At 70.0% G+C, this 15,454-nt stretch carries 9 protein-coding genes; 4 read left to right on the top strand and 5 right to left on the bottom strand.

Going from position 1 to position 15,454, the window contains the following annotated elements; translation table 11 throughout:
* The first annotated feature begins 108 nt into the window (after positions 1–108).
* A complete protein-coding gene (locus P5G52_RS14455; protein WP_301228496.1) occupies positions 109–1,671 on the top strand; it encodes a lytic transglycosylase domain-containing protein in 1,563 nt (520 codons plus the stop codon).
* A gap of 131 nt (positions 1,672–1,802) precedes the next feature.
* Entirely contained in the window at positions 1,803–4,154 is a 2,352-nt protein-coding gene (locus tag P5G52_RS14460) for a Stk1 family PASTA domain-containing Ser/Thr kinase (protein WP_301228497.1), read from the top strand.
* A gap of 121 nt (positions 4,155–4,275) precedes the next feature.
* On the opposite strand, the gene P5G52_RS14465 is transcribed toward P5G52_RS14460, so the two are convergent.
* Together P5G52_RS14465 and P5G52_RS14470 are read right to left on the bottom strand one after the other, a co-directional pair.
* Positions 4,276–5,625 (bottom strand): class II 3-deoxy-7-phosphoheptulonate synthase, encoded by a 1,350-nt coding sequence (locus P5G52_RS14465; RefSeq protein ID WP_301228834.1) that lies wholly within the window; start codon positions 5,623–5,625, stop codon positions 4,276–4,278.
* A gap of 132 nt (positions 5,626–5,757) precedes the next feature.
* Positions 5,758–6,615, bottom strand: a complete 858-nt coding sequence (locus tag P5G52_RS14470; protein ID WP_301228498.1) for a lysophospholipid acyltransferase family protein — start codon at positions 6,613–6,615, stop codon at positions 5,758–5,760.
* 281 nt (positions 6,616–6,896) lie between these two features.
* Here P5G52_RS14470 and P5G52_RS14475 point away from each other — a divergent pair, with 281 nt between their 5' ends.
* Positions 6,897–7,436, top strand: coding sequence for a hypothetical protein (locus P5G52_RS14475; RefSeq protein WP_301228500.1), 540 nt, complete (start codon positions 6,897–6,899; stop codon positions 7,434–7,436).
* A 27-nt stretch (positions 7,437–7,463) separates the two neighbouring features.
* On the opposite strand, the gene P5G52_RS14480 is transcribed toward P5G52_RS14475, so the two are convergent.
* The gene (locus P5G52_RS14480; RefSeq protein WP_435868702.1) at positions 7,464–8,543 is read right to left on the bottom strand and encodes an ROK family glucokinase; all 1,080 of its coding nucleotides are present in this window, start codon (positions 8,541–8,543) and stop codon (positions 7,464–7,466) included.
* 141 nt (positions 8,544–8,684) lie between these two features.
* Between P5G52_RS14480 and P5G52_RS14485 the strand changes: the two genes are divergently transcribed.
* A complete protein-coding gene (locus P5G52_RS14485) occupies positions 8,685–10,493 on the top strand; it encodes an AMP-dependent synthetase/ligase (protein ID WP_301228504.1) in 1,809 nt (602 codons plus the stop codon).
* A 40-nt stretch (positions 10,494–10,533) separates the two neighbouring features.
* On the opposite strand, the gene P5G52_RS14490 is transcribed toward P5G52_RS14485, so the two are convergent.
* Positions 10,534–11,937 (bottom strand): mycothione reductase, encoded by a 1,404-nt coding sequence (locus P5G52_RS14490; protein WP_301228506.1) that lies wholly within the window; start codon positions 11,935–11,937, stop codon positions 10,534–10,536.
* Between the two features lie 60 nt (positions 11,938–11,997).
* Positions 11,998–15,420 (bottom strand): pyruvate carboxylase, encoded by a 3,423-nt coding sequence (locus P5G52_RS14495; protein ID WP_301228508.1) that lies wholly within the window; start codon positions 15,418–15,420, stop codon positions 11,998–12,000.
* Positions 15,421–15,454: the final 34 nt, after the last annotated feature.

A 15,454-nucleotide genomic window follows, 5' to 3' on the forward strand; every position in this document is an offset into this window, starting at 1 on the left:
ACAGGAAACTCACCAGCATCATCAGCACGTGCAGGTACCCGGCCACGACCAGCTCTTCGGGTACATGCGTCCGCGCGGACTCAGCCGCCAACAGACGAGGAACGAAACATGACTGCCCAGCGATCGAATGCACCGCTGAACGGGAACCGCCGGAAGGTTGCCGGCGCACGCCCGCGCGGCCTGAACGTCGCCGTGACCACCGCCGCCCTGCCCGCGGTGATTCTCTCTTCCGTCGCCCTCGCCCAACCGGCGTCGGCAGCCCCCGCCCCGCAGACATCCTCCGCCCGGCACTTCGCAGCAGCGGCAGTGACCCTTCCGTCGCGTGCAGTCGTGCCTGCAGCCCTCGTCGCCGGCCAGGTACCGGCACGGAACATCGCCATCTCGGCGCAGACCGTCCCCAGCGAGTACACGATCAAGCCGGGCGACACGATCGGGGCGATCGCCAAGCGCTACGGCCTGTCCACGGACGCGGTCCTCAAGCTCAACGGCATGACCACGCGCACCATCATCTACCCCGGCCGGAAGATCCGGCTGACAGGCAGCGCGCCTGCGGCCACGCCCGCTCCCGCCCCGGCCGCTCCCTCCTCGGGGACGACCTACGTCGTGAAGCCCGGCGACACGCTGGGCGCCATCGCCGCCCGCAACGGCGTCAGCCTGCAGAGCGTCCTCACGGCCAACAACCTCTCGCTCACCTCGACCATCTACCCCGGGCAGAAGATCCGCCTCTCGGGTGCGAGCCAGGCTCCTGCGCCCGTCAAGCCGGCACCCGCGCCCGTCAAGCCGGCGCCCGCGCCCGCGCCCGCTGTCAGTACCTACACGGTCAAGGCCGGCGATACGCTGGGCGCCATCGCCGCCCGCAACGGTGTCAGCCTGCAGAGCCTCCTCACGGCCAACAACCTCTCGCTCACCTCGACCATCTACCCGGGGCAGACGCTCAAGCTCACCGCCGTCACCACCCAGCCGACGCCGCCGAAGGCGACCCAGCCCGCACCCGCACCCGCACCCGCCTCCTACACGGTGAAGGCCGGTGACACGCTCGGTGCCATCGCATCCCGTAACGGTGTCAGCCTCTCGGCCCTGCTCGCTGCCAACAGGATGACGACGGCCACGGTCATCTACCCCGGGCAGAAACTCATCCTCCCGGGCAAGGACACCACAGCGGCTCCGGCTCCCGCTCCCTCCGACCTCGTCCCCTCGACCTTCCTCGGCTACACCTACCCCGACAGGGTCGTTGCCGACGCGAACGCCAACAAGGCACTGCTCAACTCACTCCCCGCGCCCTCGCCCGCGGAGATGAAGCAGATCGTCGCCGACACCGCCCGCTCCATGGGCGTCGATCCCAGCCTCGCGCTCGCCTTCGCCCACCAGGAGTCGGGGTTCAACCAGCGGGCGGTCTCTCCTGCGAATGCCATCGGCACGATGCAGGTCATCCCCTCCTCCGGGGAGTGGGCGAGCGACCTCGTCGGCCGCAAGCTGAACCTCCTCGATCCGTACGACAACGCGACGGCGGGCATCGCGATCATCCGCTCGCTGGTGCGCACCAGCCCGTCCCTGGACATCGCCATCGCCTCGTACTACCAGGGCCAGTACTCGGTGCAGACCCGGGGGATGTTCGAGGACACCAAGCAGTACGTCGCGTCCATCAAGGCCCACCAGAAGAACTTCCGGTAGGACCGGCCACTCCTCGGCCCGGCGGCGCCCGGCAGGCACGGGTCCTACCGCGCGCCGGTGGAATGCGGGATGGTACGGGGGCGGGATCGCGTGGTGGTCCCGCCCCTTCTGCCGCGCGCGCTTAGTATCGGATGGTGCACCAGCAACGGAAGGATCCGCTCGAGGGCGCGACCGTCGACGGGCGATACGTCGTCCAGTCGCGGTTGGCCCGCGGCGGCATGTCCACCGTCTACCTGGCGACGGACCGCCGGCTGGACCGCCGCGTCGCGCTCAAGGTCCTGTATCCGCACCTCGCGGACGAGCCGGGCTTCGTCGACCGCTTCGAGCAGGAGGCGAAGTCGGCCGCGCGCCTGTCCCATCCCCGTGTCGTCGGAGTCCTCGACCAGGGCGTGGACACCATCGGCGGCCAGGCGGTCGCCTACCTCGTGATGGAGTACGTCCCCGGCAGGACGCTGCGGGATGTGCTGCGCGAGCACGGCCGCCTTCCTCCCCGCCGTGCGCTGGACCTGCTGGATGCCGTCGTCGAAGGGCTCGCGGCGGCCCACGAGGCCGGCTTGATCCACCGCGACGTCAAACCGGAGAACGTCCTCCTGTCCGATGGCGGGCAGGTGAAGATCGCCGACTTCGGCCTCGCACGCGCGGTGTCGGCGACCACAGGAACGGCCACCCTCGTCGGCACGGCGGCCTACCTCTCCCCCGAGCTGGTGCTCGGCAGGCCGGCGGAAGCCCAGAGCGACATCTACTCGACGGGCGTCCTGCTCTTCGAACTCCTGACGGGCCACCAGCCCTTCACGGGCGAGACGCCCATCCAGGTGGCGATCCAGCACGCGCAGTCGGAGGTGCCCGCCCCGTCCGTGCTGCTCCCCGGACTGGCGCCGGACATCGACGAGCTCGTCCAGTGGTGCACCTCGCGGGACCCGGAGGACCGCCCGGTCGACGGCTCGGCCCTGCTCGGCGAACTGCGCCACATCCGGCAGACCCTGACCGACGAAGAACTCGACTTCGCGCCCGCAGCTGCCCCCTCCCCTGCGCTCCACCAGGACCAGCTCACGGCGACGGTGGTTCCGCGGCTCCCGGACGACGGGCGGACCGAGGCGCTCTCCCGGCGTGACCTCGGAGGCGACGACGCTGCCTCCCCGCCGGGATCGACGGACGTGCTGCCGCTTGCAGCCCACGACAACGCCACCAGTGTGATCCGCCGGGACTCCAACTCCACGAGGGTGTTCGGCGCGGTGCCGGCAGTGCCACCGATGCCGTCCTCGCCGCCCGCCGCATCCGGCACGGGCGCGTTTGCCGGTGGGATCCCGCGCAGGACCGCAGAGGGCACCCGCCTCGGCAGCAGCGTCGACGAGGAGGGCTTCGACGAGGACGGGGTCTACGAGGAGGGCTTCGACGAGGACGGGTTCGACGAGGACGGGTTCGACGACGGTCCCGGAGAGGGCGGCCCTGCCGACGAACAGCACCGCCACGGCTCCGCAGCATCCACCGGCGCCCGTCCCACGGGTGGCAGGACGGGGAGCACCGTCCGCCCGCCGTCCAGGAGGCAGCAGGCGCGGCAGGCCCAACGACCGCAGAACACACTGCACGGACGGACTGCCCGGCGCTCAGTGCGGCTGCTCGTGGTCCTCCTCGTGCTCCTCGCGGGCCTCGCCGCCGCGGCCGGCTGGTTCTTCGGGGCCGGCCCGGGAGGTGTTGTCTCACTGCCGGACGTCGCCGACGTCCCGCTCGCAACGGCGCGGGCCGCACTGGACGAGGAAGGGATCGCGTCGCTGTCCACCGAGGAGGTCTTCGACGAGAACGTGCTGCCGGGCCTGGTGATCGGCACCGACCCCGCAGCATCCTCCGAGATCCGACGGTTCGAGCGGGTCCACGTCATCGTGTCGAAGGGGCCCGAACTGTTCCGGGTTCCCGACCTGCTCGGCGGGACGCAGATCACGGCGGCTGCCGAACTGGGAGCGGCCGGCTTCGCGGTGGGAACCATCGAGGAGCAGTACGACGAGTCGGTGGCTGCAGGGATCATCGTCCGGCAGGTACCCGAGCAGGGCGCCGAGCGGCGCCGCGGCTCCGCCGTGGACCTGGTCGTCTCGCTCGGCCCCGAGCCTGTCGCCGTCCCGGACGTCACGGGCCTCCCCGAGCAGGAAGCCGTCGCGGCGGTGGAGCAGGCGGGGCTGGAGGCGGTCCTGGACGACGCCGCCGAGTACAGCCGCACCGTGCCCGCCGGCGCCGTCCTCGGACAGAGCCCCTCGGGCGAGGTGCAGCGGGGAACGCGCATCACCCTGACGCTGTCCAAGGGGCCACGCATGGTCCGGGTCCCCAACGTCTTCTCGCTTCCCGAGGGTCGGGCTGTCGCGGCCCTCGAGGCTGCCGGCTTCACCGTGCAGGTGGACTACACCTTCGGCAGCGCCGTCCTCGGCCTCGTGGCCGGACAGAGTCCGACGGGCGACCAGCCCGAAGGGACGACGATCCGTATCACCGTCACCTGACCCGGGCTACTCCGTGATCGGGGGCCCCGCCATCCGGGACACCGAAGCCATCCGGGACACCGAAGGCGGCTACCAGGGGTAGCCGCCTTCGGTGCACCGTGCTTGAACGGAAACGGGTGGGTCAGCGCTTGGACAGCGCTCCGGCGACGAGGAACGCCATCTCGAGCGACTGCATGTGGTTGAGGCGGGGATCGCAGACCGACTCGTAGCGCTCGATGAACGCGTCCTGGTCGATCGGGTCGGACCCACCGAGGCACTCGGCGACGTCGTCGCCCGTCATCTCCACGTGCAGGCCGCCGGGGAAGGTCCCCAGCGAGTTGTGCACCTCGAAGAAGCCGCGCACCTCGTCGATGACGTCGTCGAAGTTGCGTGTTTTGTACCCGTTGGGCGAGGTCACCGTGTTGCCGTGCATCGGGTCGGTGACCCAGAGGACCTGTGCACCCGAGCCGGTCACGCGCTCGACGAGCTTGGGCAGCTTCTCGCGGATGTTCTGGGCGCCCATGCGCGTGATGAACGTGAGCCGGCCGGGCTCACGGTTCGGATCGAGCTTGTCGATCAGGGCGAGCGCATCGTCGCCCGACGTCGACGGCCCGAGCTTGACGCCGATCGGGTTCCGCACGCGTGACAGGAAGTCCACGTGCGCGCCGTCGATGTCCCGTGTCCGCTCCCCGATCCACAGGAAGTGGGCGGAGGTGTCGTACGGCAGGGAGGTGCGCGAGTCGATGCGGGTCAGCGCGCGCTCGTAGTCGAGGAGCAGGGCCTCGTGGCTGGCGAAGAACTCCACGCGCTTCAGTGCCTCGAAGTCCGCTCCGCACGCGTCCATGAACTTCACTGCACGGTCGATCTCCCGCGCCAGCGATTCGTAGCGTGAGTGCGCGGGGTTCGCCATGAAGCCCTTGTTCCAGTGGTGGACCAGCCGCAGGTCCGCGAACCCGCCCTGCGTGAACGCGCGGATCAGGTTCAGGGTCGATGCGGAGGTATGGTAGGCCTTCACCATGCGCGACGCGTCGTGCCCGCGGGTCTCGGGCGTGAAGTCGTAGCCGTTGACCATGTCACCGCGGTAGGCGGGAAGGGTGACGCCGTCGCGCGTCTCGTCGTTGGACGAACGGGGTTTGGCGAACTGGCCGGCCATGCGTCCCATCTTGATGACGGGGAGCGAGGCGCCGTAGGTGAGGACGACGGCCATCTGGAGGATGGTGCGGACGCGCGCGCTGATCTTGTCGGCGGTCGCACCGTCGAAGGTCTCGGCGCAGTCGCCGCCCTGCAGGAGGAATGCCTTCCCCTGGGCTGCGGCTGCGAGCCGCTCACGCAGCACGTCCACTTCACCGGCGAAGACCAGCGGCGGGAGGCTCGAGAGTTCCTTGACCGACGCCGTATAGACATCCGGGTCCTGCCACGAGGGCTGCTGGACTGCGGTCATCGAACGCCAGGCATCGAGGCCGGCGGTGGGGGACGAGGCAGGAGCCGCGATGCGCGGAAGGACGGGAGCTAGTGAATCAGTCACACGGAAATTCTACTGGCTGCGAGCCCGGCCCCCGATTCGGCCTGTCATCGCCGCTTAGCGCGATGTCATACAGCCGGCCGGGCCGCTCCGGCGGCAGCGTCACACCGCTTCGGTTCCGGCTTCCCCGTCGTCCGCCGGCGTCGCCCTGTCCGCCGGAGCGGCCCGGCCGATCTCCGTGACCGTACCCGGCGCCGGACCGGCGGGGTCGCTCGAGATCCGCACGGCGGCCCGGCGACTGTCGGCTCCGGGCTTCGGCGTCTTGCGGCCTGCTGCCTTCTCCGCTGCCAGGCGCTCCTTCACCGTGCTCGCATAGGCGTCGACGTACTCCTGCCCGGACAGGCGCATCAGTTCGTACATGATCTCGTCGGTGACGGACCGCTGGACGAAACGGTCGTCCTCCAGTCCCTCGTACCGGGTGAAGTCGAGAGGCTCACCGATGATGATGCCGACGCGGCGGATGTTGGGGATGCGGCGGCCGATGGGCTGCACCTTGTCCGTCCCGATCATCGCCACGGGGATCACCGGCACGCCCGTGGCCAGCACCAGCTTCGCGACGCCCGTCTTGCCGCGGTAGAGGCGTCCGTCGGGGCTGCGGGTCCCCTCCGGGTAGATGCCGAGGATGCCACCCTCGTTCAGGATGTCCATGCCCGCCGTGAGCGAGGACGACGACGCCGCGCCGCCCGAGCGGTCCATCGGCAACTGGTTCGACAACCGGAAGAAGAGGGCGGTCAGCCTGCCCTTGACTCCTTTGCCCGTGAAGTACTCGGATTTCGCGAGGAAGACGACGGGCCTCGGGACGACGATCGGCAGGAAGATCGAATCGGAGAAGGACAGGTGGTTGCTGACGATCACCGCCGGTCCGGACGAGGGGATGTTGTCGAGACCCTTCACCCACGGCCGGAAGAGGAGGTTGAGGATCGGACCGACGATGATCCTCTTCATCACCCAATAGAACACGCTGCCAGCCTCCCTGCATGGACGGTGCGGCATCCGGCATGCCGCCCGCTTTTTCCTGTGGAAGCCTACTCTAAGGGCGCCGAGGCCTTTCGACGGCGGCGATCTTCCGGACGCCGCCCCCTCGGGGCGGCAGTCCGGACGCCATGACCGGCCGGGAAGCGGCCTGTTGACGTAGGGGCGCCGGATGTCCACGATTGAATCAGCACGCCCTCTGATTTCCAGGACGCCGGCCGGATACCCTCCGAACCCGGGCCGCAGCACGCAACGGCAGGTAGCAACGTATGGGCCCCCGAGGTCAGGAACCGAACGAATCCACGGATGACGCAGTCTGGCAGGACCTGGTGGCGCGCCTGGAAGGAACCTCCGCGGATCCCCCCACCCCGAACGCGTCCGGCTCCTCCGCCGCCGAACGGACGGATCCGGACGGGGGCGCCGGACGGGAACGGACCGACGCGCGCGGCGAATCCGGTGCCTCGGGCGCCGCCGGACCGACGGACCGCGAGCGTGCCGACGCGATCTTCCGCAACCAGCCCTTCCGTCCCAGCGGGCCGCGGGACTCCGAGCCCGTCGAGCCGGAGGACGACGAGGGCTTCACACCGGAGGAGCCCCCGCCCCTCGGCTCGGGCGATCCCCTGACGGTCCTGGCCTGGATCGGAGCGGCGGGCGGGCCCATCCTGCTCCTCCTGTTCGCCATGTTCTGGCGGAACGCGCCACTGGCGGCCACGCTCGGAGTCCTGGCCCTCTTCCTCGCGGGTGCCGGCTACCTCGTGACGAAGCTGCCGAAGAACCGCGACATCGGGGACGACGGCGCGGAAGTCTAGCGCTGCCCGCGGTGGGACGGCGACCGGTCAGGTTCCGCTGCGGGAGAGCAGGCGGGACAGGTCCGCCGCTCCGATGAGTCCGGCCTCGGGCCCCAGGGCCGCGCGTTCGATGCGTGCGGCCGGGCGGAAACCGCGGCCCGTCAGGTTCCTTCCGAAAGCCCGCCGAGCAGGCTCGAGCAGCAGGTCGCCGGCCGCGCTCAGTCCACCTCCGATGACGAACGTCCCCGGGTCCAGGGCGGCAGCCAGGTTGGCCAACCCCAGTCCCAGCCACTGCCCGACGTCGTCGACCAGCTCGCGCGACGCCGGGTCGCCCTCCATCGCGAGGCGGGTCACGAGCGCGCCCGTGATGGCCGCGCTGTCACCCTGGGCCGCCGCGATGACCGCCTGGGCCACCGGGGAGTTCGCTGCGGCGAGTTCCCGGGCCTCGCGTCCCAGCGCGTTACCCGAGGCGTACTGCTCCCAGCACCCGCGGTTGCCGCACTCGCAGCGGTGGCCCTGGGGCACGATGATCTGGTGTCCGAACTCCCCCGCGACGCCATGCCGGCCGCGCTCCACGCGCCCGCCCAGGATCATCGCACCCCCGATGCCGGTGCCGAGGGTGACGCAGACGAGGCGGGATTCACCGCGGCCCGCGCCGAACCGCCACTCGGCCCAGGCGGCGGCGTCGGCGTCGTTCACCACCGTAACGCGCCGCCGGAGCAGTTTCTCGAGGTTCCTCCGCAGCGGCTCGTTGCGCCACGCGAGGTGCGGGCTGAACAGGACCGTGCTGTTGGACAAATCCATCCACCCGGCCGCTCCGATGCCGATCGAACGGACCCTGTAGTCCGCGGACAGCTCCCGGACGAGGTCGGTGATCACGGATTCGACCGCGCGCGGGTCCTGGCCCGGGGTCGCGCGGCGCGCTTCGGCGAGGATCTGCCCGTGGACGTCGACCACACCCGCTGCGACCTTCGTCCCGCCGATGTCGATGCCGACCGAGAGGCCGCGCCGTGCGGGATTGGGGAAGGTGCTGCGGGCGGCCCGTGCCGTCAGCGGGCCGTTGCCGCGCCACGCGAGACCATATTCCGTGCGCAGCCGACGGGCATGGGGGCCGGCCGCCTCGGGCATGATCGGCATGCGGTCCCTTCCTCGTCGTGTGCTGCGCGATGACGCGCCGCCGTTACCGATTCGTACAGTACTGGACAGTAATTCGAGCGGGTAACCCTATAGGCTGAAGAGACCGGTCAAGGTGATACCAAAGGAGTTATCGTGCGCGACATCAGCGTTCCCGTCCTCGTGGACGTCCCCCGCCGGACCAATACGACGGACCTGGTCGTCCGGCAGGCGGCGAAGCCCTCCGATCCGGCGCTGTTCGCCGTCAAGGGCGCATCGGGCGAGTGGCAGGACATCTCGGCCACGGAGTTCCGCCGGCAGGTCGAGGACGTCGCGAAGGGCCTGATCGCGTCGGGCGTGCAGCCGGGTGACCGCGTGGCGATCATGGCCCGCACGCGGTACGAGTGGTCGCTGGCCGACTTCGCCATCTGGTTCGCGGGCGCGGTCTCGGTTCCCGTCTACGAGACCTCCTCCCCCGCGCAGGTCGCGTGGATCCTCGGTGATTCCGGGGCCGTCGGCGCCTTCGTCGAATCAGCCCGCCACGAGGACGTGGTCCGCCAGGCGGTGGCGCTGGGGACCATCGGGTCGGTGCAGCACGTCTGGCAGTTCGACGGCGACGGGCTCGACACGCTGCGGACCGCCGGCGCCGGGACCGACGAGCAGACCCTCTCCGACCGGCGTGCCTACGCCGGTCTCGACGACGTCGCGACGATCATCTACACCTCCGGCACCACAGGAAAACCCAAGGGCTGCGAGCTGACGCACGGCAACTTCGTGGAACTCTCCGAGAACGCCGCTGCCGCCCTTCCCGAAGTGGTGGACGAGGGCGCCCAGACGATCATGTTCCTGCCCCTGGCACATGTCTTCGCGCGGTTCATCTCCGTGCTGTGCGTCGCGGCCGGCGCCACCGTCGCCCACACCCCCGACGTCAAGAACCTGCTCCCGGACCTCCAGAGCTACCAGCCGACGTTCATCCTGGCCGTACCGCGCGTCTTCGAGAAGGTGTACAACAACTCGATGCTGAAGGCCGAGGACGGCGGCAAGGGCAAGATCTTCCACGCAGGGGCCGACGTCGCCATCGCCTGGTCGAAGGCCGAGCAGGCCGGCAGGATCCCGCTGGGCCTTCGAGTGAAGCACGCCGTCTTCGACCGGCTGCTCTACGGCAAGATCCGCACCGCCATGGGCGGGCGCGTGCAGTACGCGGTGTCGGGCGGCGCACCCCTGGGAGACCGGCTGGGCCATTTCTTCCACGGCATCGGACTCCTGGTGCTCGAGGGCTACGGGCTGACGGAGACAACCGCCCCCATCACGGTGAACACCCCGAAGCGCGTCAGGATCGGCACGGTGGGCGCTCCGCTCCCCGGCAATGCCGTGAAGATCGCGGACGACGGCGAGATCCTCACGAAGGGTGTCTGCGTCATGAAGGGCTACTTCAACCGACCCGACCTCACCGACGAGACCTTCGTCGACGGGTGGTTCCGAACCGGCGACATCGGCGAACTCGACGACGACGGCTTCCTCCGCATCACGGGCCGCAAGAAGGAGATCATCGTGACGGCCAGCGGGAAGAACGTCGTCCCGGCGATGCTGGAGGACGCCATCCGGTCGAACGCCCTGGTCTCCCAGTGCGTCGTGCTCGGCGACCAGCGCCCCTTCATCTCGGCGCTCATCACGCTCGACGAGGAGGCGCTGCCCGGCTGGCTCGAGCGGCACCACCTGCCGGCCGGGACCACGACGGCCGAGGCCGCCGGGCATCCGGCGGTCCTCGCCGAGATCCAGGACCTCGTGGACAGCGCCAATACGACGGTGTCCCGCGCGGAGGCCATCAAGGTGTTCCGGATCGTCCCGACCGACTTCACGGAGGCGACCGGCCACCTGACACCGTCCCTCAAGATCAAGCGCGCGCAGGTCCTGACGGACTACTCGGACGTCGTCGAGTCGATCTACGCGCGGGCCACGGTCTAGGGACGCGGTGCCTCGCCCCCGGGGCGAGGCACCGGAGGAGTCAGCCGGTCCGAAGGGACAGCAGCGCGTTCTCGACCACCTCGGTGAGTGCCGGGTGGATCCAGTACTGGCCCCGGGCCATGGTGTGCGCATCGAGGCCGAAGGACATCGCCTGGATGACGGGCTGGATGATCATCGAGGCCTCGTGGCCGAGGATGTGCGCGCCGAGGATGCGCCCTGTCGACTGCTCGGCGATGAGCTTGGCGAAGCCCTGGGTGTCCTCCATCGCCCACCCGTACGCCGTCGAGCCGTAGTGCTGGACGGCGGTGACGATCAGGGTTCCCGACGCCTCGGCATGGGCGAGGGCCTCCTCCTCCGTCATGCCGACGGAGGCCGCCTGCGGGTGCGAGAACACCGCCGCGGGCACGAAACGGTGGTCGCTGGCGCGGAGGGCGTCGGGGTGCAGCAGGTTGTGCGCGACGACGTTCGCCTCGTGGTTCGCCACATGCTTCAACTGGTGCGCGCTGCTCACGTCGCCGAGCGCCCACAGCCCCTCGACGGGCTCCCCGTGGCGGAGGACGCGCTGGTACTCATCCACGGCCAGGCGGCCGTCGTCGTGCAGGTCCAGGCCGGCGTCCGCTGCCCCGATCCTGTCGGTGTTGGGCGTGCGCCCGACGGCCATGAGGACGACGTCGACCTCGATCTCCGTCGGACCGGCCGGCCCGTTCAGGCGAGCCGTCACACTGCCGTCGTCGTTCGCAACGATCTGCGTGACGTCGGTGTCCAACCGGAGGTCCCACTGGTGGGCGGCCTGGCGCGTGAAGGCCTCGGACACGGTCCCGTCGAGATGCCGGAGCATGCCGCCGGAGCGGACGGCGATGGTGACATCGGTCCCGAAGGCGCCGAACACGTGGGCGAACTCCGCCGAGACGTATCCGCCGCCGACGATCAGCAGGCGGCGGGGTAGTTCGTCCAGGCGCATCACGGTGTCCGAGGTGTGGACCTGGGGCAGGGCGATGCCGGGGATCTCGGGCAGGACTGCCCGTGAACCCGCCGCGATCACGAGCTGGTCCGCGGTGATGACATCGCCCGAGGGAGTCTCGAACGACTTCTCCCCCGTGAGCCGCACGTACTCCTCGATCAAGGTCACGTTCTCGAGCTCGTCCGCGCGGTAGTCCCTCCCGCCACTCGAGATGGCGTCGATCCGGGTGAAGATCCTGTCCCGGATGTCCCTCCAGCGCACGCCGTCGAGAGTGAGGTCCACTCCGAGTCGGAACGCCTCCGCGGGCGCCGAGGCCTGCTGGGCGGGGTAGACGTACATCTTCGTCGGGATGCACCCCACGTTGAGGCAGGTACCGCCGAAGGTACCGCCCTCGACGAGGACCACCTTCCGGTCGTCCCACGCGGGCGAGATGAGCGTATTCCCTGAGCCGGAGCCGATGATCGCGAGGTCGTAGTGGGTCACACGACGCAGTCTAGCCGCGCCCGCCCGTCCCCTCGGTGGGCAGGCGGGCGCGGGAGGCCGTCAGGCGGGGGTGATGACGAGGAGGAGGTCTCCGCCCTGGGCGGGTTGGACGCCGGTGAAGGTGGTGCGGGTGATGGTGCCGGTGATGGGGGTGGTGATGTTGGCTTCCATCTTCATGGCCTCGATGGTCGCGACGGTGTCTCCGGCGGTGACGGCGGTTCCTTCGGTGAGGCTGATGGTGACGGATCCGGCGAAGGGTGCGGGGATGTGGCCGGGGGTGGCGGGGTCGGCTTTCTCGGCGGTCTTCACGGCGCTGGTGATGCTGCGGTCGCGGACGGTGACGGGTCGCATCTGTCCGTTGAGGGTGCACATGACGGTCCGCATGCCCTTCTCGTCGGGCTCGGACACGGCTTCGAGGGTCGCGATGAGCCGGACGCCCCGGTCGAGTTCGATGACGTGCTCCGTGCCGGACTGGAGGCCGTAGAGGTAGTCCGCGGTGCCCAGCACGGACACGTCCCCGTACGTGTCGCGGGTCGCGGTGAACTCCCGGGCGGGCCCGGCGAACAGCAGGGTGTTCAGGGCGTTTCGGCGCTCCGCGGGCGTGCCGGCGAGTTTCTTCTCGTCCTCGGCAGTGATCTCCGCGTCGCGGGGTTTGAGTTCCCGGCCCTTCAGCGCTTTGCTGCGGAACGGTTCCGGCCACCCGCCGGGCGGGTTGCCGAGGTCCCCGTTGAGGAACCCGATGACCGAGTCCGGGATGTCGTAGGCCTGCGGGTTCTCCTGGAACTCGGCCGGGTCGGCGTTGGAGCCGACCAGGGCCAGGGCGAGGTCGCCCACGACCTTGGAGGACGGGGTGACCTTCACCAGCCGGCCCAGGATCCTGTCCGCGGCCGTGTACATGTCCTCGATGGCCTCGAAGCGCTCCCCGAGCCCGAGGGCGATGGCCTGCTGCTTCAGGTTCGAGAGCTGGCCTCCGGGGATCTCGTGCCGGTAGACCCTGCCCGTGGGGCCGGGCAGCCCGGATTCGAACGGGGCATACATCCGCCGCACGGCCTCCCAGTAGGGTTCCAGTGCGCACACTGCTCCCAGGTCGAGCCCGGTGTCGCGGGGGGTGTGGGCCAGGGCCGCGACCAGGGCCGAGGCGGAGGGCTGGCTGGTGGTCCCGGCCAGGGGCGCGCTGGCGACATCGACGGCGTCCACCCCGGCGTCCACCGCGGCCAGCAGGGTGGCGAGCTGGCCACCGGCGGTGTCATGGGTGTGCAGGTGCACCGGCAGGTCGAAGCGTTCCCGCAGGGCGGTCACCAGCTGCGCGGCGGCGGCGGGGCGCAGCAGCCCGGCCATGTCCTTGATCGCCAGGATGTGCGCGCCGGCGTCCACGATTCGCTGCGCCAGCTCCAGGTAGTAGTCCAGTGTGTAGAGGGTTTCGGCGGGGTCGAGCATGTCCGCGGTGTAGCAGAGGGCCACTTCGGCGACCGCGGTTCCGGTCGCCCGCACCGCGCGGATCGCCGGTTCCATCTGCGACACGTCGTTCAGGGCATCGAAGATCCGGAAGATGTCAATCCCCGACGCTGCGGCCTCTGCCACGAAGGCGGTCGTGACGGCTTCAGGGTACGGGGTGTAGCCGACCGTGTTCCGGCCACGCAGCAGCATCTGCAGACAGATGTCCGGGATTTCCCGGCGCAAAGCGTCCAGGCGCTCCCACGGATCCTCACCCAGGAAGCGCAGGGCCACATCGTAAGTCGCCCCACCCCAGGCCTCCACCGACAGCAGTCCCGGTGTCAGCGCCGACACGCTGGCCCCGGCCGCGGTCAGGTCCCGGGTCCGCACCCGGGTCGCCAGCAGCGACTGGTGGGCGTCCCGGAACGTCGTATCCGTCACCGCCACCGCGGTCTGCTCCCGCAACGCCTTCGCGAAACCCTCGGGCCCCAGTTCGAGCAGCCGCTGGCGGCTCCCCACCAGCGGCTTCTCACGCTGCTCATCGGTGTCGGCTTCAGGGAGGGCAGGCAGTTTTTCCCGGGGGTCCAGGTGGGCGGGGCGGGTCCCGTTGGGCTGGTTCACGGTCACGTCCGCGAGCCAGGTCAGCAGCTTCGTGCCCCGGTCCGCGGGGATGCGGGCGGTGAGCAGTTCGGGACGCTCGTCGATGAACGACGTCGCGACGTTCCCGGCGATGAAATCCGGGTCATCCAGCACCGCCTGCAGGAAGGAGATGTTCGTGGACACGCCACGGACCCGGAACTCCGCCAGGGCACGTCGGGCACGGGTCACGGCGGCCGGGTAGTCCCGGCCCCTGCAGGTGAGCTTGACGAGCATCGAATCGAAGTGCGGGCTGATCTCCGCCCCCGCATACACCGTCCCACCATCCAGGCGCACCCCGGCGCCGCCGGCCGAGCGGTACGCGGAAATCCGTCCCACGTCGGGGCGGAACCCGTTGGCTGGGTCCTCCGTCGTGATCCGCGACTGCAGGGCCGCACCCCGCAGCGTCACCGTGTCCTGGCTCAATCCCAGGTCCGCCAGGGACTCCCCGGCGGCGATCCGCAGCTGCGACTGGACCAGGTCCACGTCGGTGACTTCCTCCGTGACCGTGTGCTCGACCTGGATCCGCGGGTTCATCTCGATGAACACGTGCTGTCCGGCCCGTTCCCCGACCGTGTCGACCAGGAACTCCACCGTGCCCGCGTTCACATAGCCCAGGGCCGTGGCGAACTTCACCGCGTCCCGGTGCAACGCCTGCCGGATCCCCTCGTCCAGGTTCGGGGCCGGGGCGATCTCGATGACCTTCTGATGCCGGCGCTGCAACGAACAATCCCGCTCGAACAGGTGCATCACATTCCCGTGCGCGTCCGCGAGGATCTGCACCTCGATATGCCGCGGCCGCAGGACCGCCTGCTCCAGGAACATCGTCGGATCCCCGAACGCCGACTGCGCCTCCCGCATCGCGGCCTCCAGAGCCTCCGGCAACGCCTCCCGGGTATCCACCCGGCGCATCCCCCGGCCCCCGCCCCCGGCCACGGCCTTGGCGAACACCGGGAACCCGATCTTCTCCGCCGCCGCGATCAGCTCGCCCACATCCGCACTGGGCCTGGACGAGGCGAGGACGGGGATGCCCGCCGCCCGGGCGGCGTCTAGCGCCTTGACCTTGTTCCCCGCGAGTTCGAGCACATCAGCGGGAGGGCCCACGAACGTGATGCCCGCATCCGCCGCCGCGCGGGCCAGGCCCGGGTTCTCCGACAGGAACCCGTACCCCGGGTAGATCGCATCGCAGCCGGCGTCCTTGGCGACCCGGATGATCTCGTCGATGTCCAGGTACGCCCGCACCGGGTGGCCCTCCACCCCGATCAGGTACGCCTCGTCGGCCTTCTGCCGGTGGATCGAATTCCGGTCCTCCTGCGGGAACACCGCAACCGTCTTCGCCCCCACCTCATATCCGGCGCGAAAAGCACGGATGGCGATCTCGCCACGATTAGCTACCAGAATCTTCGAGAACATAACGCTCCTGCATCCTTGCGGGTCGGGTCCTGCA

It is taken from the genome of Arthrobacter burdickii, assembly GCF_030433645.1.
GTDB lineage: Bacteria > Actinomycetota > Actinomycetes > Actinomycetales > Micrococcaceae > Arthrobacter_D > Arthrobacter_D burdickii.

Coding starts and splice junctions, on each gene's coding strand:
- P5G52_RS14455 (WP_301228496.1), top strand. CDS start 109: ATGACTGCCCAGCGATCGAATGCACCGCTGAACGGGAACCGCCGGAAG.
- P5G52_RS14495 (WP_301228508.1), bottom strand. CDS start 15,420: ATGTTCTCGAAGATTCTGGTAGCTAATCGTGGCGAGATCGCCATCCGT.
- P5G52_RS14480 (WP_435868702.1), bottom strand. CDS start 8,543: ATGCCCGAGGCGGCCGGCCCCCATGCCCGTCGGCTGCGCACGGAATAT.
- P5G52_RS14460 (WP_301228497.1), top strand. CDS start 1,803: ATGGTGCACCAGCAACGGAAGGATCCGCTCGAGGGCGCGACCGTCGAC.
- P5G52_RS14475 (WP_301228500.1), top strand. CDS start 6,897: ATGGGCCCCCGAGGTCAGGAACCGAACGAATCCACGGATGACGCAGTC.